The following is a 23,129-nucleotide window of genomic DNA, read 5'->3' as shown; positions in this document are numbered from 1 at the left end:
GCCGTCAGGCGGTGATCGCAATCGGGGAGGCGATATCAGCACAACAGCCTGCACCCACGATGCGAAAATAGTCATCTGCAGCCAGCGCGATCGACTTCTCCAGCTCGCCCGCGTTAAACCATAATGTGCCGACCTGCTGCAGCCGGGTATCGACCCTCAGCGCCAGCCGGTCATCAAAACTAAACGGCGGCACAGCCCCCATCACACAGTCGGTCAGTGCCTGCGCCAGCTCTGGCGCGGCGAACGAGGACTTTTTGCCGCCAATGGCGCGCGCCGCGCTTTTGAAATTGATCCGGCAGTCACCCGGCACAATCGCCAGCAGCTGACGCGATGGCGCACCGTCCGGCATAGTGACCTCCAGTACCATCGCTTTGGCCGCCTGGCCCAGCGCGTTGCCGCGGATCTGGCTGATCTGATCGGTCTGCCCGACTGCCTCATGCTCCACCACGCGGTAGCTGGCCTGATGCTGATCCAGCAGCGCAGTAATTTTTTCAAACGTCGTCATTCCCTTCTCCTCTTCTGGCAAAAATTCCTGCACAACCCGGCTTAGCTCCAGGCGATAGCGTGTTTCATCTTTTTATCTGTCAGCCCGAAAAAGAACCCCATGGTGATGCGGGTATCACCTTCAACCCGGTCGATCTCGTGATAAAAAGCAGGATTAAACAGATAGATATCACCACTGCGTGGTGAAAATTCGCAGATCTCGCTGTTTTCAATCACACCACTGCGATAGCCCAGCTCACCGGCGGTTTTGAACTGCTCATCCTCCGGCATCCACTTTTTGTTGTAGATACGTAGCGCGCCACCTGCGTTGCACTCCTGCAGGCAGACCACGCAGCTGAGCTGATGCAGGATTTGCGTCACCACCAGCGAGGTCTTTGCGGCGTCGCGCACGATATTGTCGTTATGCAGCGGGTTCGCGACGCCATCGGCATGAAAGCGCACGATAGAACCGGCGTAGTCGCCACGACCCGGTTCATGGGCGATGTTTAAACTTTCCAGCCGCAGCGCATGCTGCACCCAGCCGTAAATCAGTTCGCGCAGTGAATTCAGCGAGGGCGGCAACGCCGGCTGGATATCACGCAGCTCGGTAAAATAGTTATCGGGTGCCGCCGTATGGCGCGCCAGATAGGGACCAAGCGTGGTCAGCGCGCCATTGGGATAGTGAGAGACACGGATCTTTTCCCGGCAGCGCTGCAGGTCAGCCACCACCGTTTCCCGCACCTCTGGCGTCAGGAAATTACGCAGCACCAGCAGCGGCACCCGTGCAGTGACGATGTCATCCAGCCAGGTCGATTCCACAAACATGTTGGGATTAATCACGCGGAACTGATTGAAAATAGCCATGTTTATCACTCCCTAAACGGTATTTCATAGAGTTCATGATTGTTCATTCGCCGCCAGCTGCCGGCGCTGCCTGGTATTGTTACGGGTTCAGAGGCGATCAGCGTGCAACCGTCCTGTTGCCGAAAATGCATCGTAAAGTAGTCAGGGAAAAGCGTATCGTGCGGATGCCACTGCCACGCCCAGGCTTTGTCGCGGGTGACAAAAATGGCATTACCTGCGCTACCGCCTGGCTCAACCTGCGCCATCTTTGCGCGCAGATAGTCGCGGGTGAAATCGGCGGGTGTGGTCTGATCCACCAGGTAGCGCAGATACTCTTCGGAATCGAAGCGGGATTCCGCCAGGCCAAGCTGGCGGTAAATCGTCGGCAGAAAGCCGTTATGCATCATGTACCACTGATGTCCGGCGCTGTTGCGCCACAGCGGATGCGAAAATTCGATCCCCTGATTTTTACTCAGCGTGGCGTGACGCACATGCACCGCCAGAAAGCGGCTGCGCAGGCGATCCACATCAATGCCCGGCAGGGCGTCGGCGAACGGGCCGGTGCCGTGCAGGGTTCGAATCTCGCCCTCTTCCAGCCACAGACAGCCCCAGCCGTTGGGATGCGATTTGATCGGGCCATCGTGTTCAGCGCCTTCACCGCAGCTCATGGCGCGCGCCGCCTCTAAAATCTGTGCGCTGTCGAACTGACCATGCGCCAGAATCATCCTGCACATACTTTGTCTCTCCCGGCTGTAACGGATTGCGCGGCAATCACCTGCTGAAAGGTGGTCATAATGGGTTCGCGCGTAGCGGCCGTCAGGCTGAACGTTGCCAGAATGCCCGCGTGTCGGGTCAGATCGGCATAGAGTGAGGATCGGGGTGAAACCTGTAATGCCGGCAATCTGAGTGGTGGCAACAGCGCACCCTGCTGATGCTGATCAATCCAGCGTTCAGCCGCCTGAAGCTGCGCCGGTTGCCGTAACCGCAGCTGGCCGACCGCACCGGGTGGGGTGAAGGTAAAGACAGGCAGTGCACCGCCCGCTTCCAGCCGGAAGGTGACTTCCGCCCAGTTGATGCCCGTCGTCGCCTGCACCAGCGTCGCCACGCCCATGCCGGAGAGCCGGAATCCCATCTCCAGGAAATGCGGCACGCCATTCACCACGATGAAATCGATGTGAAACGCGCCCTGACGATAGCCAAAGGTTTCGCAGCAGAAGGTCATCAGACTGCTGAACGACGCTGGCAGGGCTGCTGCTGCCATCGCCACATGCCCCGACTCATAAAAGCTGACGCAGCCTTCGCTATCCCGGTGCTGCTCAATGACCTTCTGGCAACAGGTCAGCGCCAGGGGATGCCCCTGATGCACCACGCCCTGCAACGAAAACTCCTCGCCGATCAGCGCACTTTCCACAATAAAGCCGCTGAAGCCGCGCCCGCCGTAGTTCATGGTCTGTACCAGCTGTGTTACTACGCTGTGCAGCTGATCGGCGCGCTCAATCAGCCAGATGCCCAGCCCGCCGCCGCCATCCACCGGCTTCACGACACAGGGATAGATCAGCGCCTGTTCCGCATCCAGAATGCTGAGCGGCGAGGCAAAAAAGCGGAACTCCGGCTGCGGAAAGCGCGGCCAGGCTTTTTTCAGCGCCATGCGCTGCGCATATTTATCCAGCGGAATAAAGGCGGCGGGCGCGTCAGGCCCGGCCAGCATCTCGCGCAGCCGTCCGGCGCTGGCGTTGTAGGCTTCAAAACCCGCCAGCACTACCAGCGGATGCGCCAGCAAACCGGCATGGAGATAGGCCTGCATGACCTCCCACGGATTCTCAGGACGGTCGAGGCGGATGATCAGATCAAACGGCAGCGCCAGACTTAACGACTGGTAATCGACAAAATCGCCCATTTCCGCCAGCACGGTGAAATAGCCATCGCGCTTTGCCACCTCGCAGTAGGGGTTCTGGCCATCACGGGTGGCGCCAATTTGCAGAAAAATCTTTTTCATCGCCTTGCCTTACCGGGTTAACGCCCGGAAATGATTTCTGTCACGATGTCGTTGAGCACACCGTTATTGACCTGAATCACCGCTTTATGGGGATCAAAACGCAGGACGCGCGACAGCGGATCGCGGCTTTTGCCCTCCAGCAGCGAACTGACCGGTCTGCTCTGCCAGCAGTGCCGCATCTGCGTCAGCGTCAGGCCAGAGAGCTGTGTTAGCTGCTCTGCCAGCGTGAGATCCTCGCTACGCTGCTCAAGCAGGTCGCGAATGGCTGTTTCATCCAGCGCAATCTGCTGCTGCGTCAGCCACTGTCCGAGCTGTTCTCCCTGTGCCAGGAAGGGTGAGTAGATCATGCAGATCAGCTGGTCGTCGTTAAGGTCAAACGCCTGCAGGGCAAAGTCCGCCGCGCGCTGCCGCTGCAGGTAGATGGCGTCGTCATCCTGATAACGTGCCGCCATCTCATCAATCAGCTGTGGCGGAAAATCTTTCTTCACCATCAGCCCCAGCGCAAAGCGCACATATTCGCGGATCCCTTCGGCATAGTTACGCTGCAGCAGCGTTTCTGCCCGCAGTCCGCGCAGATGGGCCATCAGTGTCGGATTACCGCAGTCGGACTCAGAAAAGCTGAACATCAGCTCATCAAAACGGAAACGCATAAATTCGCTGAGCAGTGCCCAGTGCGCGCCCGCTTCATAGGCGGTGTCCTGATAGATGTTGAAAAACAGCGGATCGCGCGCCAGCTGGTGGGTAATGCGGTGTGCGGGTGTCAGTTGATCGGCACCGTAAACGTCAGAGAAGTAGCGTTCAGCCACGCCGTCCAGCGTCTGGAGAAAGCCGCTGAAGCCCCGGTCTTTGTCCGCTACCGGCGCATCAAACAGCCGTGAAAGGTGCCGCGCCCAGGCAACATAGGCGGCCTGCTCCTGCGGCGAGTCGCCGGTAACAATCAAATCCACGCCGCCGTTGTAGTCTGCCGCCAGGCCAAAGGAGTTCACCATGCTGAGATTACAGGCATTGCAGAAGGTCGAGCGCCCGTCGGCGCTAAAGCGGTGGCCATTCATCAGCACATCATGGCGGTTCTGCTGCCGCACGCTCTCCGGCATCGGCAGGTCGCGGGCAAACGGCCGGATCAGCAGGCCATCCACCACCAGACATTCCACCCGTTCATCGTCATGCATCGCCAGCGCCTGATACACGCGATGGATATTCTCCATCACGCTCTGATTCATTGCCGCATGGCGGTTGGTGCTGACCCGAAGAGAAAAAGTGCTGCCCTGCTGCTGCCAGATCAGGCCCTGAATGTATCGCACATACGCCACCATGTAGCTGCTGTCTTTTCCGCCGCCATAGGCGAGCAGCACACGGTTGTTCTCCAGTTGCAGCTTATCCGGTAACGCCACCAGCAGGCGGGCGGAGCAGCGCTGAGCCGACTCCATGATCGCGGGCGACAGATACGCTTCAATCTCCTTCATCATGGCGGGCAGATTATTCATTTCTCGCATTTCCCTCAGGTGAACAGAATCGCTTTATGGCCTGAAGCCCGGTGGCTGGCGGGGTCGCCGTGCCGTTCAGCATCATGAATAATTAAGAGATGCAGCCTAAAGTACTTTGAATGTACTCTGTTGAATATGCACAGATCAGCGCGATATGGGGTGGAACAGATGGCCGATGTTATCGGGGAACAGGAGAGTCAGAGCAGTCGTTACCGCCAGATAGCAGAACAGATCAAGCAGGCCATTCATGCCGGTTCGCTGGCTCCCGACAGCCGTCTGCCGTCGGTACGCACGCTGGCGACGCAGTACAATGTCAGCCTCACCACCGCCCTGAAAACATTGCGCACGCTGGAAGATGAGCGCTACGCCGTCGCCCGGCCTAAATCGGGCTTTTTTGTCGCCCCGCAGCGGCCCTCTTCACGTCAGTTGCCCGCCATCAGCGAACAGCCACACGCCATCGCACCGCTGGATGAACAGACCGAACTGCATCTGGCGATGCTCGGTTCAGACTGCCGGGTGCGCCTCGATCTGGCTAACGGCGACAGCGCGCTTTATCCGGTCAAACGCATCGGCCTGCTGATGCGCCAGATGGGCTACAGCAAACCGGCCCTGCTCGGCAATACGGTCAAGGGCACTGGCTATGCGCCGCTGAAAACCGAGATTGCCCGCCGTGCGGTCGATTATGGCTGCAATATCAGCGCCGACGATATTCTGATCACCAACGGCTGCATCGAGGCGATCTCACTGTCGCTGCGCGCCACCACCCAGCCGGGCGATGTGGTCGCCGTAGAGTCACCCTGCTATTTCGTGCTGCTGCAGATGCTGCATAACCTGAATCTGCGGGTGATTGAAGTGGAAGCCGGACCGGAAGGGTATGTGAATGTGGCGAAGCTGACCGGCCTGTTTCAGCGTAAAGCGGTGCGGGTCTTTCTCACCCTGTGCAACGTCAATAATCCGCTGGGCAAGAGTATTCCCAACGAGCATAAAGCCTATATCGCGCGGCAGGCGGATGAGAATGATGTAGTGATCATTGAGGATGATATTTTTGGCGATACCGCCTTTGGTGAGCGTCGCCCCTTCCCGATGCGTGCCTTCAGCCCCAACGCCATTCTCTGCAGCGGTTTTTCTAAAACCGTGGCACCGGGCATTCGTATTGGCTGGGTGCACAGCGTTAACTACATGCGCAAAATCGCCTCGCTGAAATATACCTCCACCATGGGCACCTCTGTGCTGTCGCAGGCGGCGGTAGCGGAGCTGCTGCGCAGCGGTGGCTATGATGCGCATCTGCGTAAGCTACGGCGCGAGCTGGCTAGGCAAATCCGGGAAATGCGGCAGTCGGTACTGCGGGAATTTCCGGCGGGAACCCGGGTGTCCGATCCGGAAGGAGGCTATGTGCTGTGGGTGGAAATGCCACGAGGGGCACTGAACGTGCGCGAGCTGTTTCTGAAAGCGCGCAATGCGGGCATCGGGATTGCGCCCGGCCACATCTTTGCTACCGATCAGCGCTACGATCACTGTTTCCGGCTGAATGCCGGTTTCGGCTGGAATGCGGAAGTGGAACAGGCGATTCAGCAGCTGGCACAGTGGTGCCAGCTGTCGTTAACCGATTCACAGGGACAGCAGGATTAACTGTCGCGCCAGGCGATCTCAACCTCTTCCGCCAGAATCTGCACCGCCCGCTCGATGTTCTCTGCATCCGGCACGTAGTTCATCCGCATACATTGATGAGTATGCGGCCACGCCTGTTCCAGTCCCGGGAAGAAGAAGTGGCCTGGCACCATCAGTACGCCGCGCGCTTTAAGCCGCTGATAAAGCAGTTCGGTGGTGATCGGCAGATCGCGGAACCAGAGCCAGAGGAAAATCGCCCCTTCCGGCTTGTGGATCAGGCAGCGATCTTCCGGCAGATAGCGCCGCAGGATCGCGATGGTCTGCTGCACCTTCTGCTGATAGAACGGCTTAATCACCTCTTCGGAGAGCCGCAACAGATCGCCACGACGAATCATCTCATTGGCGATGGCCGGACCGATACTGCCTGGCGCCAGGCTGATAATCCCGTTCATATTGCTCAGCGCAGTAATGGTCTTCTCATCCGCGATAATAATACCGCAACGCGCACCCGGCAGGCCGAGCTTCGACAGGCTCATGCAGAGAATGATGTTGGGATTCCATAGCGGGCGCACCTCGCTGAAGATGATGCCGGGGAACGGCACGCCATAGGCATTGTCGATCAGCAGTGGTATGTCATGCTGCTGTGCCAGCGCATCGAGCTGCATCAGCTCATCATCGGTGATCACATTGCCGGTGGGGTTGGTCGGGCGCGAAACACAGATTAACCCGACATCATCGTTCATCGGCAGATGCTCGAAATCGACATGATATTTAAACTGCCCTTCCGGCAGCAGCTCAATGTTCGGCTTCGCCGACACAAACAGATCGTCTTCCAGACCGGCATCCGCATAGCCAAGATACTCAGGCGCCAGCGGGAAAAGCACCCGCTTTTTGCTGCCATCGGCCCGGCGACCGGCGTACAGGTTAAACAGATAGAAGAAGGCGCTCTGGCTGCCGTTGGTCAGCGCGATGTTCTCTGCGGTAATCGGCCAGCCAAGCTGTTCACTCAGCAGTCCGGCCAGCGATTCCAGCAGCGTCGCTTTGCCACGCGGACCGTCATAATTGCACAGCGCCTCGCTGAGTTTGCCCTCCTCATGCATCTGCTGCAGCAGTTGCTGAAAATAGTCGTTCATGGCCGGAATTTGCGCCGGATTGCCGCCACCCAGCATGATGGTGCCGGGCGTACGCAGGCCTGCGCCCATATCTTCCATCAGACGTGAGATGCCGGAATGTTGGGTAAATTTGTCGCCGAACTGAGAAAAGGACATAGCGGTTAAATATTTGTAATAGCGAATCGGGGGTCCACCATAACGCCCGCCATCGGCGGGCGCAATGGGAAGGCGTGGGGATTACTTCAGCGCCTGCGGGTTCACGCAGTTTTTCTCAACGTTTCCGCCGAGCGCGGCGATGAGATTCTCTACCGCATCCTGCATCATGCCGTAACGGGTTTCATGCGTGGCGGAACCGATGTGCGGCAGCGTCACAACATTAGGCAGCGACAGCAGCGGAGAGTCGGCTGAGACCGGCTCCTGCTCAAACACATCCAGCCCGGCAGCGTGCAGTTTGCCCGCCTGCAACGCGGCGATCAGCGCCTGCTCATCCACCACCGGCCCGCGACCGGCGTTGATCAGCACTGCATCCGGCTTCATGAGTTCCAGTTCGGCAGCACCGATCAGATGGTGCGTCTCTTCCGTCAGCGGCAGGCTGATGCAGACGAAATCACTCTGCTTCAGCAGCGCCTCCAGTTCACAGCGCTGCGCGCTAAAGCGCGACTGCGCCTCTTCATGTTCGCGGCGGGCGTTGTAGAGGATTTTCATGCCGAAGCCAAAGTGGGCGCGCTGCGCCAGCGCCATGCCGATGCGTCCCATGCCAAGGATACCCAGCGTTTTATGGTGCACGTCGATGCCAAACTGCGCCGGACCAATGCTCTTCTGCCAGTTGCCCGCTTTCACCCAGGCATCCAGTTCCGGCACGCGGCGCGCCGTGCTCAGCACCAGCGCCATCATGGTGTCCGCCACGGTTTCGGTCAGCACGGTCGGCGTGTGCATCAGCACCACGTGACGCTGATTGAGTGCATCAACATCGAAATTGTCATAGCCCACAGAGACGCTGGAGCAGACGCGCAGATTGGGCATTTTCGCCAGCAGCTCGCCATTCACTTTACCGCCCGATCCCAGCAGCCCTTCTGCCTGCTGAAACACCGCAGCGTGCTGCTGCTGGCTTTCCGGCGACAGATCGCTGATTTCCGTCACGTCACACTGTTCAGCCAGGCGTGCGTAGAGATCGTCAGGCAGTTTTTTATAAAGAATTACAGCGGGTTTCATTCGGTGGCTCCCGTTCAATAAGTAGCGGGCGGCTTGCAGGCCGCCCGGAGAAACAGAGATTAACGATTACGCTTTTAATGTGCTGACTAAGCCTAGGCGCTTATGAATCAGCACTCTCTAGCGTTTACGCTTTCAGGCCGGTTTCGCACCCTGCAGCGGCGGGGCTTTATTCTGCGCCGGTTTCACAATCAGCGTCAGCCACACCGAAACCAGCAGGGCCGATCCCATAAAGATGTAAGACGCCGACGGGCTGCCGGTAGCACCATTAAGATAGCCGACAATCCATGAACCGATGAACGACCCCAGCGCGCCCATGCTGTTGATCAGCGCCATTGCGCCACCGGCGACATTACGGGGCAGCATCTCAGGAATAATGGCGAAGAACGGTCCGTAAGGGGCATACATCGCGGCTCCGGCAATCACTAACAGGGTGTAGGACATCCAGAAATTGTTCGATCCCACCAGATACGAGCCGAGGAACGCCAGCGCGCCAATCAGCAGCAGCGGCCAGACGAACAGCTTACGATTCTGGGTTTTGTCCGACGCCCAGGAGACCACCACCATCGCAATGGTCGCTGCCAGATAAGGGACGGCAGAGAGCCAGCCCGCTTCTACCATGCCCATCTGCGTACCGTTGCGCAGAATCGACGGCAGCCACAGCACAAAGCCATACACGCCGATGCTCCAGGCAAAGTACTGCAGGCAGAGAAGGATGACGTTGCGGTTACGGAACGCTTCGCCGTAGTTACGCACCGCTTTGATGTTTTCCTGCTCTTTCTGCAGTTCAGCCTGCAATGCCGCTTTCTCGGCATCACTCATCCAGCGCGCCTGTGCCGGTTTATCCTGCACCAGGAACCACCAGGCAATCGCCCACACCACCGCCGGAATCCCTTCGAAGATAAACATCTCACGCCAGCCAAAGGATTCAATCAGATAGCCCGACACCACAGACATCCACAGCACCGTGACCGGATTACCCAGAATCAGGAAGGTGTTGGCGCGCGAACGTTCCGATTTAGTGAACCAGTTGCTGATATAGATCAGCATCGCGGGCATCACGGCGGCTTCCACGACGCCCAGAACAAAGCGAATCGCGGCCAGCATCGGAATGTTGCTGACCACGCCGGTCAGCGAGGCACAGCCGCCCCACAGGATCAGACAGACGAAAATCAGTTTCTTGACGCTGCGGCGTTCGGCGTAAATCGCACCCGGAATCTGAAAGAAGAAGTAACCCAGGAAGAACAGCGCACCCAGCAGCGAAGACATGCCTTTGGTGATGCCGAGATCGTCATTAATCCCGGCAGCAGAAGCGAAGCTAAAATTTGCACGATCGAGATACGCCAGGCTGTAGGTGATAAACACGATGGGCATGATGAACCACCAGCGTTTTGGCGCGATTGTCTGCTTTTTCATCGGGAACTCCTGTGACTGTAGAGGGGCGCGAACTACACGTCGCCCAGTTGCTGACGCGTCGGCAGACCTTCGCTGTCACCAATGACCTGAATTGCCATCGAACCAATCTTGTTACCGCGCCGAATCGCCTGCGGCAGCGACTGACCTTCCAGCAACGCGCTGATCACGCCAACGGCAAAGCCGTCACCAGCACCCACGGTATCCACCACGTTATCGACCTTGATCGCCTCAACCTGGCCCTGTTCGCCCTGCGCGGTTTTATACCATGCACCGTCACAACCGGTTTTAATCACGACGGCTTTCACACCTCTGTCGAGATAGAAATCCGCGATCGCTTCCGGCTGACGATAACCGGTCAGAATCAGACCCTCTTTTTCGCCCGGCAGTACCCAGTCGGCATACTCCGCCAGCAGATTGAGCTGCTTACGCATCTCCTCTTCGCTGCGCCACAGCACCGGTCGCAGGTTCGGGTCAAACGAGATAGTTTTGCCGCGTGCGCGCATCTCTTTGGCGGTGTGCTTCAGCAGTTCTAATGAGCTTTCTGACAGCGCCGCCGCCACACCGCTGAGGTGCAGATGGCGCGCCGAGCCGAAATAGTCCGCGTCAAAATCATCGACCGAGAGATGGCTGGCCGCCGAGCCCTTACGGAAATACTCGACCAGCGGGTCAGAGCCATCATCGACTTTGGATTTCAGCTGAAAACCGGTGGGATAGCGCTTATCGACCGTCACACAGGCGTGATCGATACCCTCTTTTTCCAGCTGCTGGCAGATAAACCGGCCAAAAGCGTCATCGCCGACACGGCTGACCCAGCCCACTTTCAGGCCAAGACGTGCCAGGCCGGTCGCTACATTGAGTTCCGCGCCCGCGGCACGTTTAACAAAGGTCTCTGCTGCGGCCAGGTCGCCGGTTTCACGGGCGATGAACATCGCCATCGCTTCACCGATGGTGACAACATCAAGCGGACCGTTGTGATGCATAGTGTGATGCGTCGTCATCTTCACTCCTTACACGTTACGCAGCAGCGACACGTAGTGACGTGTCACCGCAGTCAGATCGTCGCCTTCCAGCGGAAATTCAATACCGCGCGGTGCGCGGGCGGGCAGCTTTTGCAGCAGCGTGCGCCAGTGGTCATCAGCCTCATCCAGCGCAATCGCCCGGAAGCTATCCTGATGCGGTACGGCGGCTTTGACATGCACATAGCCCACCTGCGCGGCCAGCTGCTCTGCTGCCTGATCGGCATCTTCGCCTGTCCAGCACCAGTTACCCATGTCAAAGGTCATGCTGATCGGCAGTTCGGCTTCGCGCACCGCCGTGAAAAACGCGACGGACGGAGCCAGTCTGCCATGTTCGGTCTGGTCATTTTCCACGGTCAGCTGAAACGCCAGATCCGCCAGCAGCGCCTGCAACGTTTCGCGAGGCAGCGCACCGGTAAAGTCTCCCAGCGCCACTTTCAGCCGCTGCGCGTTTAGCTGGCGTGCCTCTTCAACGTAGTGGGTTATGCGTGGATTGATTTCGCCGCCGTCACAAAACAGCGTATCCGGCACGGAATAGCTGGCATGCAGCTGATGCTGCGCTATCGCCCTGGCCAGCGTCGGCAGATCGGCCAGCGCCGCATCATCAAGCAGTTCGCGGCGGATTTCGACCCCGTCAGCGCCCGCCTGCTGGATTACTGGCAGCAACGCAGCCTGACCGCCGAGTGCGGCGATCTGCGCGTGGCCATAAGCGGCGGTCACCACGATAATGTCAGGTTTCATGTTCTACTCCATGGCAGAGGTCTGCCCATAACGAATAGAAAAACCCTAAATGGAACCGGTTCCAAAGCAAAGCAGCAAACTGTGAAATTATGATCGTGCTCACGAAGCGAGCATGTAAACGGAAGGTTAAATCTGAAATTCAGCCCAGAGGCTGGCTGGAGCCACGAACGATCAGTTCACCCGAGAAGACCTGCTCAGCAACAGGCAGTTCACTGCCCTCGATGCGCGCAATCAATCGCTCCAGCGCGCTGTAGCCAATCTGCCAGGTCGGCTGTTTCAGCGTGGTAATGCCGACACCCGCCAGCGCCGCCCACTCCAGTTCGTCGAAACCGAGCAGGCCGATATCACGGCCCCAGTGCAGGTTAAGTCGTTGCAGCGATCGCGCCACCTGCAGCGTCAGCGCGCCGTTGGCCACCATCACCGCGCAGCGTTTACCGGTGTGACGCTGCTGGAAGGCCAGCAGCGCCTGGTCCAGTGCGGCGGGCTGGTGCAACGGCACTTCCGCATTTTCATGCTCAACCTGCGGATGCGCCGCCAGCAGCTGGCGGAAAGCCTTCAGACGCTCGCGTCGCGTATTCACGCTGCCCAATGGCTCGCTGAGAAACAGCAGCGCGTCATAGCCATTGTCGACCAGATGGCGTGTGGCCGTCTCGGCCGCTTCGGCATTGTTCAGGCCCACCACATCGCAGGGAAAGTCGGGGATTTTGCGGTCGATTAGCACCATCGGCAGCAGGGATTGTTGCAGATGGCTGAGTACCTCTTCACGCATGCCGACCGCGTTAACCACGATGCCCTCAACCTGATAACTGCTCAGCAGTTGCAGATAGTGCTGCTCCAGATCCACTTCGTTGTTGGTGTTACACATCAGCAGCGTGAAACCCTGCTCCCGGCAGGCAGCTTCAATGCCGCTCATCACATCGACGGAATAGGGATTGGTAATGTCGGCGATAATCAGCCCAATCAGGCGGGTACGTCCGCGCTTCAGGCCGCGCGCCATCTGACTCGGGCGGTAGTTGAGATCCGCAATAGCCTGTTCAATCCGCGCTTTTAAGTCGGCAGAGAGCAGATGCAGCTCGCCATTGAGATAGCGTGAAACGCTGGTTTTACCGGTTCGTGCCGCGTGAGCAACATCGCTGATGGTGGCGCGAGGCGGCCTGATTTTCATGAGATATCCTGCGAAATAAGAAACCCGGCAGAGACTAGCACAAGCGAAGCCCGGCGCAAAAAGTGCTAGGCCGGTAATTGCAGCCAGGGTTGCCACAGGGTCTGTAACGTTTCCGGCGGCGCGCCATTGATCAGCCTGATAACCATATCAGCCACCTGTTCGCCGGCCTGATGCGGCGTTGCCTGGCGAATCGCAGCAATGGGATGATCGAGAATCGCATCACGCGGTAATCCTTCCCAGCCTGCGAGCAGAATGGCGTCCTCGCCCGCTGCCCGACCGGCCTGCTGCAGCGCCAGAGCTGCCCCTTCAGCCAGCGCAGCGCAGTCGGTGATAATCACTTCCGGCGTGGATTCCTCTGCCAGCCACTCACGCGTCTGGTGATAGCCGGCACGGCGCGACGGTGCGACCGCCGCCATCGCGTAAGGCGCAACGTCACCCAGCGCCGTCAGATAACCCTGACGCCGGTCACGTACCCGCGTGCTGTTTTCATTGCTGCCGAGCCAGGCTATCCGCTGCCGCCCCTGCGCCAGCGACCAGCCCACCGCCAGTTGTGAACCGGCAAGGTGATCAACATCAAACCAGGCGTATGCGGCTGGCAGATCGCTGCGGCCCAGCGCCAGAAAGCGAAAACTGGTCTGCATCAGCGCATTCAGTCGGCTGTCTTCTGGCGTGGTATGGCCGACGATCAGGGCATCGACGGCCCCACTGCGCAGCAGGCGCGTCAGGGTTGAATGGCTCTGCTGCTGTTTATCCGCCAGCAACAGCAGGTTAATTTCATGACGGGCAAGATGATGATCCAGTGCCAGCAGCATGTCGCTGAAGTCGCTGCCACATAGAGGGGATGCACTGATTGGGCAGACAAATCCCACCGCGTTTGCACGGCCGGTTTTCAGCCGTCGGGCCGCCGCATTAGGCCGGTAGCCGCGCCGCTGCGCTTCCTCTTCGATGCGTTTACGCGTCTCCTGAGCGACATCCTGATAACCATTAAGGGCGCGGCTGACAGTCGTAACGGAAAGACCTAAAACTGCAGCGATGGCTTTAAGAGACATGGGGCAAGTCCACTGATCAATTTTTGATCAGACTACCATAAGGCCTTTGCTGGCTCTATCCGCAGAAACATTACTGGTGCTTTTAACGTGATGCTTTACAGAAAAGGTACGCCCCTGTTCGGGGGCGACCGCGATTATCCCAGCGGGCTGAGCGTGATCTCAACACGACGGTTTTGTGCTTTGCCTGCTTCGGTGCTGTTGGTGGCAACCGGATTATCCGGGCCTGCACCCTGCGTACGCAGGCGATCGCTGGCAACACCCTGCACGATCAACGCACTGGCAACACTTTCAGCACGCTGCTGTGACAGACGCATGTTCAGCGCACGGCTGCCGGTACTGTCGGTGTAACCCACGACGTTTACCGCGGTTTTCGGATACTCTTTCAGCACCATTGAAACACCGGTCAGGGTGTTGGCGCCGGCAGGTTTCAGATTGCTGCTGCTGGAGTCGAAGGTGACATTGTTTGGCATATTCAGGACGATGTTATCGCCGTTGCGGGTTACGCTGACGCCGGTCCCGCGCATCTTGTCACGCAGTTTCGCTTCCTGCACGTCCATATAGTAACCCACGCCACCACCCAGCGCCGCGCCACCTGCGGCCCCAATCAGCGCACCTTTACGACGATCTTTCTTCGATGAAGAGAGCACGCCGACACCGGCACCGACTAATGCGCCAAGGCCCGCGCCCACGCCTGACTTACCCGCCTGAGATTCGCCGGTGTAGGGATTGGTCGTACAACCTGGCAGGGCCAGACTGCCGCTTAATAACAAGGTGATGGCGATTAATTTCTTCTGCATTTTTGTTCCCTTACATTCGACACACAGGGGAAAACCTTTCCCATAAGTGGCACGATTATGCCGTCTGGTGACCGGGAATGTAGTACGGAAAAATCCTGATTTACCGGGAATCACGCCTTTTGATTGTCAGGATGGCAAAAACAGTTGCTCTGATGATCGTTTATCAGCCCACAGGCCTGCATAAAGGAGTAGCAAATTGTAGGGCCGATGAATTTGAAACCACGCAGCTTCAGCGCCTTCGACAGCGCAATAGCCTGCTCTGACGTGGTGGGTGCCTGGCTGTAATCAGGATAATGGTGGACAATTTGCACGTTATCGACAAACTGCCAGACGAAGTCGCTGAAATCCTCGCCTTTCGCTTCCATCTCAAGAAAAGCGCGGGCGTTAGCGATAATGGCGGTGATTTTGCCAGGGTGGCGGATAATGCCGCTGTTGAGCATAAGATCGTCAATGTCGGCAGCGTCCATCTGCGCAATAGCCTGAGGATCAAACTGGTGAAACGCCGCCCGATAGTTTTCACGTTTTTTCAGCACGGTGATCCAGGATAATCCCGCCTGCTGTCCTTCCAGACAGAGCATCTCGAACAGTGCACGCGTCTCTCTCTGCGCCACACCCCATTCCCTGTCGTGATACGCCAGATAGAGCGGATCCTGCGTTACCCAGCCACATCGTTGCATCGTTTTGTTCCTTTATAACGAGAATATTTTAGCGGTCCGCTTGATCTTAGAATTAATCGGTTGATAGTTAAACGATCACCGGTTAAATAACAGAGACGGGCCGAAAAATTCATTAAGACGCCATAACTTCAGCCTTGCCTGGAGAAGCGATGTTGCCGAGAAGCGGTTGGAAAGGTCTGCGGACCTGCTGTGCTGTAGGGCTGTTAATGTTCATGCAACCGACTTTTGCCCGCGGTGGTTTCTCTGCGCCTCAGCATCCTGACTTTCTGCCCGACTACGACACAATTCTGGCGGAGAAGATCGCCCTGACGCCACTTGCGTTCAGCGATGAGAGCCGCGCCCTGTTTGAAGCTGCAATTAATTCTCCCACTGCTTCCCCCATCGCCCTGCACAGTGAAACCGGTAGCGTAGGCACCACGCCGCTGGGTAAACGCTATCGGGCGGGCGTTGATATGCCCATTGCGCCGTCATTGACCACCGGACCCGTGGCGCAGTATGCGGTCGATCCCCAGCAGATGAACTGTCTGCAATGTGACTACAGCGATCAGCAGAGCCGTGAACAAAGCGCCAGCGTTGGCTGGCGCATCGATTCACAGCAGGGATGGATATCGCCCTGGGCGCAGCTGAGTTACCACTATCTGATGGCGGATACGCCGCAGAGTCCACGGCGCGAGGCAACGAATGGCTCGGACCAGTCCGACGGTATCGATTTAAGCATCGGCGCACAAATGCCACTGAACGATAATCTGGCGGCTTTCGCGTCATTTTCACAAAGCGAAGCGCTGAATAACGACGAGCAGCAACTTTATAGCTTTGGCTTCAGCGCCAGCTTCTAGCGGGGCATGAAAAGAGAAAGGGAATCGGGCGTTTAAAATATAATGAGTCCGCTAATCATTATACTGGTAACAAAATGCGCAACGATTTGACAATTATTGGCCGTGAAATCGCGGTCTTCCTGATGGCCGCCCTGGTTCTCGCCCTGACTATCGTCCCCGTCTACATTGATGTGGCCTGGATGAACGACGCACTGCACGAAACCTCTTTTACTGAAACTACCCAGGAAATCATGCTGGCGACGATCGCCGCGCTGTTTTTCATTGCGGCCCGCCGCCGTCCCGCCCAGCGTGGAGCGCTGACCCTGGTCGCCGGCTTTTACAGCTGCATGCTGATCCGCGAACTCGACTTCGTGTTTGATGTCATTCAGCACGGCAGCTGGGTCTGGTTTGCCCTGGCGGTCACGGCGGGTTCGCTGGCCGTTGCACTGCGCACGCCAAAGAAAACCCTGCATGCGCTGGCTAACCTGCTGCTGCACCGCAGCTGGCCGGTGATGGCGTCCGGCTTTTTAGTAGTGCTGGTTTTTTCACGTCTGTTTGGTATTCACGCGCTGTGGCAGCATCTGATGCTCGGTGATTACAACCGCGTGGTGAAAAACATGGCCGAAGAGGGCACCGAGCTTCTGGGATACAGCCTCTGCTGGCTCGCCTCGGTTCGCTATTTATGGCAGACCCGCCCGGCCGCCGCTGCCATCAGCGTGTGCGCCACTGAATCTGCATCGGCCCGCCACGCCTCTTCTCCGGCCACGTCGCACTGACTGCGGTGTTGCTTTTTAAGCGATCCGCACCCTCAAAACAGGTACAATAAACACTTCTGCGTCGACGACAGGTTCCCGGCGCAAGGTGTTCGTTAACCTCAGGTCTTTTCATGTCAGCTAAAATCTTAACTTCAACGCTCATTGGCCTGGATGCCTTCCGACAGGATCCGCTGACTGCCCTGCAGCAGGCGGAAAAGGGCACGCTGGCGGTGTTAGACAACTATGCGCCGGTGATGTATGCCATCACACCGGCGCGTCTGGCTGAGCTGCTGGCGCTGGAAGCCGCCGCCCGGCAGCCAAATGATGTGGTGCTGGATGACAGCCTCTATGACGATGCGCCCGCCGCGATTCATACGCCGGCAGGCAAGTTCGCCATGTATCCGGGCTGGCAGCCGGATGCCGACTTTACGCGTCAGGCCGCCATCTGGGGCGTGGCGCTGAGTGAACCGGTGACGCCCGGCGAGCTGGCGGCCTTTGTGGCCTACTGGCAGGCGGAAAGCCGGATGTTCCATCATGTGCAGTGGCAACAGAAGCTGGCGCGCAGCATTCAGATGAACCGCGCAGCAAATGGCGGGCAGCCGAAGCGTGATATCACGCAGTTGCCTGATCCTGACCGTACCATTCCCGATGGTTTCCGAGGTGAATGATGAAAACGCCAGATGATCTCTTTAACCGTCTGAAAAGAATGATGCCTGCGGGCACCCGTCCCAAATTTGCCAATGGTGAAGAGCTGCTGGCGTGGAATCAGGAACAGGGTCGTCTGCGATCGGAGGCGATTGTGCGTGAGAATCGCGCAATGAAAATGCAGCGCGTGATGGGCCGTTCCGGTATTCGCGAGCTGCACATGAACTGCTCATTTGATAATTACCGGGTAGAGAACGAGGGACAGCGCAAAGCGCTGGAGCTGGCGCGTCAGTACGCCGCTGAGTTTGATGGCAGCATCGCCAGCTTTGTCTTTTCCGGGCGTCCTGGCACCGGTAAAAACCATCTGGCCGCGGCGATTGGCAATGACCTGATCCTGCGCGGTAAAAGCGTGCTGATCGTGACGGTCGCCGATCTGATGTCGAGCATGAAGGGGACCTTCAGCGGCAGCAGCGGCATTACCGAAGAGCGACTGATTCAGGATCTCAGCAGTGTCGATCTGCTGGTGATTGATGAGATCGGTATGCAGAGTGAGTCACGCTACGAAAAAGTGATTATCAATCAGATTGTCGATCGCCGCTCTTCATCGAAACGCCCGACCGGCATGTTATCCAACCTCGATCATGCGGGCATGAATGCGCTGCTGGGCGAGCGCGTCATGGACCGTATGCGGCTGGGCAACAGCCTGTGGGTACGTTTCGACTGGGAGAGTTATCGCAGTCGGGTGCGCGGCGACGAGTATTAACAATGACCCGGCTACGCCGGGTCATTGCGCTAATGAGGCCGCCGGTACAGCAGAAAAGCCAGGCTTAAGCTGGCGATCTGATCGCCGTCACGATCTCAGCCACAGGCGTTCGGGTTGTGTGAAACAGCCCACAAAGTGTAGGGCGAAGAATGCGCCAGGGCTGATACACTCAATTCTTACTCCTTTGTTGGGTGAATCCGTGATGAAAACGAACGGCAAAGGCCCCGCACTACTGCGACTGAATAACCAGAAACGGGTGATGGCTCAGCTGCGTAAGCTGCGCGTGACGTCGCGTCAGGATCTGGCGGAGGCGCTGACCCTCAGCAAAAACACGGTCTCATTAATCATTGATGACCTGCTGGAGCAGGGTCTGATAGAGGAACTGGGGCCGGTCAGCGTCGCGGCTGCCGGACGGCCTAAAATCGGTATCACCCTGAGACCGGAAAAGCTTAAGAGCGCAGGCGTCATGGTAGAACGCAACGTGATCCACTGGCGGGTCTGCGACTACTTTTCACAGGTGCTGGCTGAAGCGACGCTGCGCACCGATACCAGTCACCCGACCCGCCTGCTGGCTGAACTGGCTATGCTGTGCCGGGAACTGACAGAACGCTATCCCGACTTGCTCGGTATTGGCCTCGGCTTCCCCGGCATCGTCGATCCCCGGCGCGGCTGGATGCATATCTCATTGCCGCTGGAATGGCAGGATGTTGACCTGCTGACCACGCTGCGCAAGCACGTGCGTCTGCCTATCCGCATTATGAATAATGTCAAAGCCGCTGCGCTACTGGCTGTCGAGCAAAGTGGATTATCGCCGGAGAGCGGTCATTTTTATCTGCGTATTTCCGAGGGGATTGGCGGCGCACTGGTACAACAGGGTCAGGTATTTACCGGGCATAGCTGGACGGCGGGCGAAGCAGGACATCTGGTTGTCCAGCCAGAAGGGCCACGTTGCAGCTGCGGCCGCCGGGGGTGTCTGGAAGCGCTGGTCAGCAAGCCTGCAGTGAATCAGCAGCTGGCGCAGCGTCAGCCTGGCCTGAGTTGGCAGAACCGTGACAGCGCCCCGCGCGTGGTGGATGAGGTGATGGCGCAGGCGGGTGGCTATCTGGGTGCGGCGCTGAGTCAGATTATGCTGCTGCTCAATCCCGCTACCATCATCATTGATTGTCCGTGGAACGCCAGTGAGCGCTTCTGCAAGGCGGTGCGCGATACCGCACACGGCAACGCGCTGGCCTTTACCGCCGCGCACACTCAGCTGCACTTCCCGGAAAACCGGATTGACCCGGCAAACGGGCTGGCACTGGCGGTGCTGGAACAGAGTGAGCAGCGTGTGGGGTGAGCGTGCCCCCACAGACTGCCCTCTTCTTTACGATCGCGTCTCGCTGACCAGAGCATCTGTCCGTTCGCCCGCCTCACGCGGGTCAATATTAAACTTCTCCAGCACGCGCGCGTGAATTTTTTCCAGCGGCATCCCAGCCGTTTCCGGCAGATAGCGGAAAGTGAAGAAATACATAGCCAGTGAAAAAAGCGCAAACAGTAACAGCGGGAAGCCACCGTGGAAAATCTCAAGCAGAAAAGCACTACTGTTCAGAATCGGGAATGTGGTGCTGATGACAAAATTGGCCATCGACATGGCGCAAATAGAGATGCCGACACAGATTGAGCGGATTTCTGTCGGAAACAGCTCGCCCAGTACGGTCCAGACAATCTGTCCCCAGGTCATGCCAAAGAAAACCATATAGGCAAACAGTCCCACCACCGCCAGCAAGCCGGGCAAACGGTAATAGAAAGCGATAAAGGTGTAGGCAAGGAAAACGGCAGAGGTAATCGCCCCCAGCAGTAACAGCTTACGACGTCCGACTTTATCAATCAGCGCCATACCCATCAGCACTCCCACAAACTGACATACAGACAGCCAGAAGGTCTGGAGCAGCGCCGAATCCGTGCTGCCGGACACATTTTTCAGCAACGTTGGTCCGAAATACTGAATCACATTGATGCCGCTAATCTGGTTGCCGACAGCCAGGCCAATACCAATGATGAGCAACGGCACCGTGGTTTTGTTCAGGCGGAATCGGGATTTATGGCGGGTCGCCGCCTCATCAGAGAATGAGTGTTTAATTTCATTGAAAACGGTGCGGGCATGGACCGGGTCAGAGATTTTGCTCAGCGTATCCAGCGCCTCTTTGTCTTTGCCTTTCAGAACGTTCCAGCGCGGTGATTCCGGTATAAAAGCAATGAAAAAGATAAACAGCGCACAGGGCACCAGCGCGGTTGCCAGGATATAGCGCCAGCCTGTATCGACCATCACCTCCGGCAGCATCGATTTATTAATGAAGTAGTTGGTGAGCAGTACCACCGATTGCCCACCGACACAGCAGACCGCATAGAGCGCGCTGGTGCGGCCACGATACTTCGACGGTGAAAGCTCCGCCAGATAGATTGGCGAAATCACCGAGGCCAGCCCGATGGCTAATCCGCCAAGAATACGAAAGGCGACAAAGGTGAAGAAGTTATGGGCGATGGCAGTCCCCACCACCGAGGCAGTAAACAGTAGCGCCGTGATAGCGAGCGACTTTTTGCGGCCAAATTTATCGCTCAGCTTTGGCGCAATAAAGCAGCCCACCAGACTGCCAAGCAGGATGTTAGACACTGCCCAGCCGGTTTCTGCCGGGGTGAGCTGGAAATAGTCACTAAGCGGCTCGATAGCGCCAGAGATAATTGACGAGTCATAGCCCATCAGCAGGCCACCAAAAGCGGCGACGGTGCAACAGAGCATGACATATTTCATGTTGTAACGTTTTTGCCGGGTTTCCATTTTTACAGGCTCCTTTTCTCTACTGCCTGAACCGTATCGGTTCAGAAAGAGGAGGCGTGATTGTCAGGGGTTCAGGAATTGCAGCGATCAGATACCCGTGAAATATATTTTCTAAATGGAGAAATTTGGATTAATTCTTTCGGAAGTGTGAGGCAGGTTGGAAAAAATTATAAACTTGTTGAGTGGTAATCCTTAATAAAGCTTATATAAATCAATGACATAAGAGAGAAATCCGGGCAGTGATGTTTTCCCATCAAGGGTAAACATCTGATGAAAGACGAAATATCGTCTGAAGTGGCCTGTCTGGGGCTGATAAAACACTACGCCAGCATTCATCCTTAAGCACTGATTTTTAAGCTTTAAATTCAATGAAGCCGGGCCGTTCCGGCTGGCAGATTAAGCCTGCGAAAATAGCCCCTGGACTGACAGCGAGGCATCAGGATGAAATATAATTTTCATCCTGGTCATTATATGAAAACACTGGCGTTCTTTACGCCAGTCTGTCGTTAAAGCAGGTTTTCGCCAAAATGCTGGCGATACTCTTTCGGCGTGGTGTCGTAGCTTTTGCGAAAAACTGAGTAAAAGTATTGCAGCGAAGGGTAGCCGCACATCTGTGAGATTTCGTTGATGTTGAGCGACGAGGAAGCCAGCAGTTCGCGGGCTTTTTCCAGCTTTTCGCGGTGGATCATCGCATGGATAGTGTCGCCGGTCTCATCCCGGAAGCGCTTTTCCAGGTTAGAGCGCGACAGTCCTACCGCATCCAGCACCTGCTCCACTTTAATCCCTTTACAGGCGTTGAAGCGGATATAGTGCATCGCCTGAATCACCGCCGGATCGCGCAGCGAGCGGAAATCAGTTGAGCGCCGGGCGATCACTTTCACCGGCGGCACCAGAATGCGCTGAAGCGGCAGAGGCTGCTTATCCAGCAGCCGATGCAGCAATTTGGCCGCCTGGTAGCCCATCTGTCGCGAGCCCTGTGCTACGGACGAGAGTGCCACGCGTGACAGATAGCGGGTCAGCTCCTCATTATCAATCCCGATCACCGTAAGCTTCTCCGGCACCGGTATTTTCAGATGTTCGCACGCCTGCAGCAGGTGCCGTGCCCGTGAGTCGGTGACGGCGATAATGCCGGTTTGCGGCGGCAGCGTCTGCAGCCAGTCGGCGAGCCGGTTCTGGGCGTGCTGCCAGTTTTCCGGTGCGGTTTCCATGCCCTGATAAACCACGCCCTGATAGCGCTCACGCCCCACCAGCTGGCGGAACGCCTGTTCCCGCTCCTGTGCCCAGCGCTTGCCGCTGGAGGCCGGTAAACCATAAAAGGCAAAACGGTTAATGCCCTTCTCTTTCAGATGCAGAAAGGCTTTCTCCACCAGCGCGGCATTGTCCGTAGCGATGTAATGCACCGGGGGATAATCTTCCTGACGATGGTAAGAGCCGCCAACGCCGACAATCGGCACAGAGACATTCGACAGCAGGGATTCGATGGAGCGATCGTCGTAATCGGCGATCACCCCATCGCCCAGCCACTCCCGGATATTGTCGATGCGACAGCGGAAATCTTCCTCGATGAAGATATCCCAGTCAGTCTGCGACGCCTGCAGATACTCTCCGACGCCCTCAACAACCTGGCGGTCATACACTTTATTGGCGTTAAACAGCAGCGTAATGCGATAGCGTTTATCATGCATGGTGGCGCGTTCCCTTAAATCCTCAGCGCATTGCATAACACGGCTGAAAGGGGCA

Annotated in this window: 22 protein-coding genes; 6 read left to right on the top strand and 16 right to left on the bottom strand. The window is 57.4% G+C overall.

Going from position 1 to position 23,129, the window contains the following annotated elements; all coding sequences use genetic code 11:
• Positions 1-4 precede the first annotated feature (4 nt).
• From BY447_RS10795 to BY447_RS10775, 5 genes are read right to left on the bottom strand one after another with little or no spacing between them, the layout of a single operon-like run.
• Complete coding sequence (locus BY447_RS10795) at positions 5-505, bottom strand: YbaK/EbsC family protein (RefSeq protein WP_033784370.1); 501 nt, start codon at positions 503-505, stop codon at positions 5-7.
• A 41-nt stretch (positions 506-546) separates the two neighbouring features.
• Complete coding sequence (locus BY447_RS10790; RefSeq protein ID WP_033784369.1) at positions 547-1,347, bottom strand: hypothetical protein; 801 nt, start codon at positions 1,345-1,347, stop codon at positions 547-549.
• Positions 1,348-1,352: 5 nt separating this feature from the next.
• Positions 1,353-2,060 carry a class II glutamine amidotransferase gene (locus BY447_RS10785; RefSeq protein WP_110331118.1) on the bottom strand — a complete coding sequence of 236 codons (708 nt, stop codon included), beginning with the start codon at positions 2,058-2,060 and terminating at the stop codon, positions 1,353-1,355.
• Positions 2,048-3,322, bottom strand: a complete 1,275-nt coding sequence (locus BY447_RS10780) for an ATP-grasp domain-containing protein (protein ID WP_110331117.1) — start codon at positions 3,320-3,322, stop codon at positions 2,048-2,050. Before BY447_RS10780 ends, BY447_RS10785 begins: the two co-directional genes overlap by 13 nt.
• Positions 3,323-3,339: 17 nt before the next feature.
• On the bottom strand, positions 3,340-4,806 hold the full coding sequence (locus BY447_RS10775; RefSeq protein ID WP_110331116.1) for a hypothetical protein: 1,467 nt from the start codon (positions 4,804-4,806) through the stop codon (positions 3,340-3,342).
• 168 nt (positions 4,807-4,974) lie between these two features.
• Here BY447_RS10775 and BY447_RS10770 point away from each other — a divergent pair, with 168 nt between their 5' ends.
• Positions 4,975-6,435 (top strand): PLP-dependent aminotransferase family protein, encoded by a 1,461-nt coding sequence (locus BY447_RS10770; RefSeq protein WP_110331115.1) that lies wholly within the window; start codon positions 4,975-4,977, stop codon positions 6,433-6,435.
• On the opposite strand, the gene BY447_RS10765 is transcribed toward BY447_RS10770, so the two are convergent.
• The 9 genes from BY447_RS10765 to BY447_RS10725 form a co-directional block, all read right to left on the bottom strand.
• Complete coding sequence (locus BY447_RS10765) at positions 6,432-7,682, bottom strand: valine--pyruvate transaminase (RefSeq protein WP_110331114.1); 1,251 nt, start codon at positions 7,680-7,682, stop codon at positions 6,432-6,434. The genes BY447_RS10770 and BY447_RS10765 overlap by 4 nt on opposite strands.
• 81 nt (positions 7,683-7,763) lie before the next feature.
• A complete protein-coding gene (gene ghrB / locus BY447_RS10760) occupies positions 7,764-8,738 on the bottom strand; it encodes a glyoxylate/hydroxypyruvate reductase GhrB (protein WP_095706443.1) in 975 nt (324 codons plus the stop codon).
• 132 nt (positions 8,739-8,870) lie between these two features.
• Complete coding sequence (locus tag BY447_RS10755; protein ID WP_013359588.1) at positions 8,871-10,151, bottom strand: MFS transporter; 1,281 nt, start codon at positions 10,149-10,151, stop codon at positions 8,871-8,873.
• Between the two features lie 32 nt (positions 10,152-10,183).
• Positions 10,184-11,149: a sugar kinase gene (locus tag BY447_RS10750; protein WP_013359587.1), complete on the bottom strand. Its 966-nt coding sequence runs from the start codon at positions 11,147-11,149 to the stop codon at positions 10,184-10,186.
• Positions 11,150-11,158: 9 nt separating this feature from the next.
• Positions 11,159-11,908 (bottom strand): sugar phosphate isomerase/epimerase family protein, encoded by a 750-nt coding sequence (locus BY447_RS10745; protein ID WP_110331113.1) that lies wholly within the window; start codon positions 11,906-11,908, stop codon positions 11,159-11,161.
• Positions 11,909-12,047: 139 nt separating this feature from the next.
• Entirely contained in the window at positions 12,048-13,073 is a 1,026-nt protein-coding gene (locus BY447_RS10740; RefSeq protein ID WP_110331112.1) for a LacI family DNA-binding transcriptional regulator, read from the bottom strand.
• Positions 13,074-13,138: 65 nt separating this feature from the next.
• On the bottom strand, positions 13,139-14,122 hold the full coding sequence (locus BY447_RS10735) for a LacI family DNA-binding transcriptional regulator (protein WP_110331111.1): 984 nt from the start codon (positions 14,120-14,122) through the stop codon (positions 13,139-13,141).
• Positions 14,123-14,256: 134 nt separating this feature from the next.
• Entirely contained in the window at positions 14,257-14,919 is a 663-nt protein-coding gene (locus tag BY447_RS10730) for an OmpA family lipoprotein (protein WP_013359583.1), read from the bottom strand.
• Positions 14,920-15,029: 110 nt separating this feature from the next.
• Complete coding sequence (locus tag BY447_RS10725; protein WP_033784358.1) at positions 15,030-15,596, bottom strand: DNA-3-methyladenine glycosylase I; 567 nt, start codon at positions 15,594-15,596, stop codon at positions 15,030-15,032.
• A gap of 212 nt (positions 15,597-15,808) precedes the next feature.
• Between BY447_RS10725 and BY447_RS10720 the strand changes: the two genes are divergently transcribed.
• The 5 genes from BY447_RS10720 to BY447_RS10700 all read left to right on the top strand — a co-directional run bounded on the left by BY447_RS10720 (position 15,809) and on the right by BY447_RS10700 (position 19,910).
• The gene (locus BY447_RS10720; protein ID WP_323859487.1) at positions 15,809-16,432 is read left to right on the top strand and encodes an autotransporter; all 624 of its coding nucleotides are present in this window, start codon (positions 15,809-15,811) and stop codon (positions 16,430-16,432) included.
• A 74-nt stretch (positions 16,433-16,506) separates the two neighbouring features.
• The gene (locus tag BY447_RS10715) at positions 16,507-17,187 is read left to right on the top strand and encodes a hypothetical protein (protein WP_110331109.1); all 681 of its coding nucleotides are present in this window, start codon (positions 16,507-16,509) and stop codon (positions 17,185-17,187) included.
• A gap of 110 nt (positions 17,188-17,297) precedes the next feature.
• On the top strand, positions 17,298-17,834 hold the full coding sequence (gene dnaT, locus BY447_RS10710) for a primosomal protein DnaT (RefSeq protein WP_013359579.1): 537 nt from the start codon (positions 17,298-17,300) through the stop codon (positions 17,832-17,834).
• Complete coding sequence (dnaC, locus tag BY447_RS10705) at positions 17,834-18,574, top strand: DNA replication protein DnaC (protein WP_033734618.1); 741 nt, start codon at positions 17,834-17,836, stop codon at positions 18,572-18,574. The genes dnaT and dnaC overlap by 1 nt, the downstream gene beginning before the upstream one ends.
• 202 nt (positions 18,575-18,776) lie before the next feature.
• Positions 18,777-19,910, top strand: coding sequence for an ROK family transcriptional regulator (locus BY447_RS10700; RefSeq protein ID WP_013359577.1), 1,134 nt, complete (start codon positions 18,777-18,779; stop codon positions 19,908-19,910).
• A gap of 27 nt (positions 19,911-19,937) precedes the next feature.
• On the opposite strand, the gene BY447_RS10695 is transcribed toward BY447_RS10700, so the two are convergent.
• Together BY447_RS10695 and xylR are read right to left on the bottom strand one after the other, a co-directional pair.
• The gene (locus BY447_RS10695; protein ID WP_110331108.1) at positions 19,938-21,389 is read right to left on the bottom strand and encodes a sugar porter family MFS transporter; all 1,452 of its coding nucleotides are present in this window, start codon (positions 21,387-21,389) and stop codon (positions 19,938-19,940) included.
• A gap of 506 nt (positions 21,390-21,895) precedes the next feature.
• Positions 21,896-23,074 carry a D-xylose utilization transcriptional activator XylR gene (xylR, locus tag BY447_RS10690; RefSeq protein WP_033784354.1) on the bottom strand — a complete coding sequence of 393 codons (1,179 nt, stop codon included), beginning with the start codon at positions 23,072-23,074 and terminating at the stop codon, positions 21,896-21,898.
• Positions 23,075-23,129 lie beyond the last annotated feature (55 nt).

Origin of the sequence: Pantoea sp. JKS000250 (genome assembly GCF_003201065.1) — a bacterium.
Classification (GTDB): Bacteria; Pseudomonadota; Gammaproteobacteria; order Enterobacterales; family Enterobacteriaceae; genus Pantoea; species Pantoea vagans.
The sequence above is the reverse complement of the archived record's forward strand: the minus strand, read 5'-3'. Positions and strand labels throughout refer to the sequence as shown.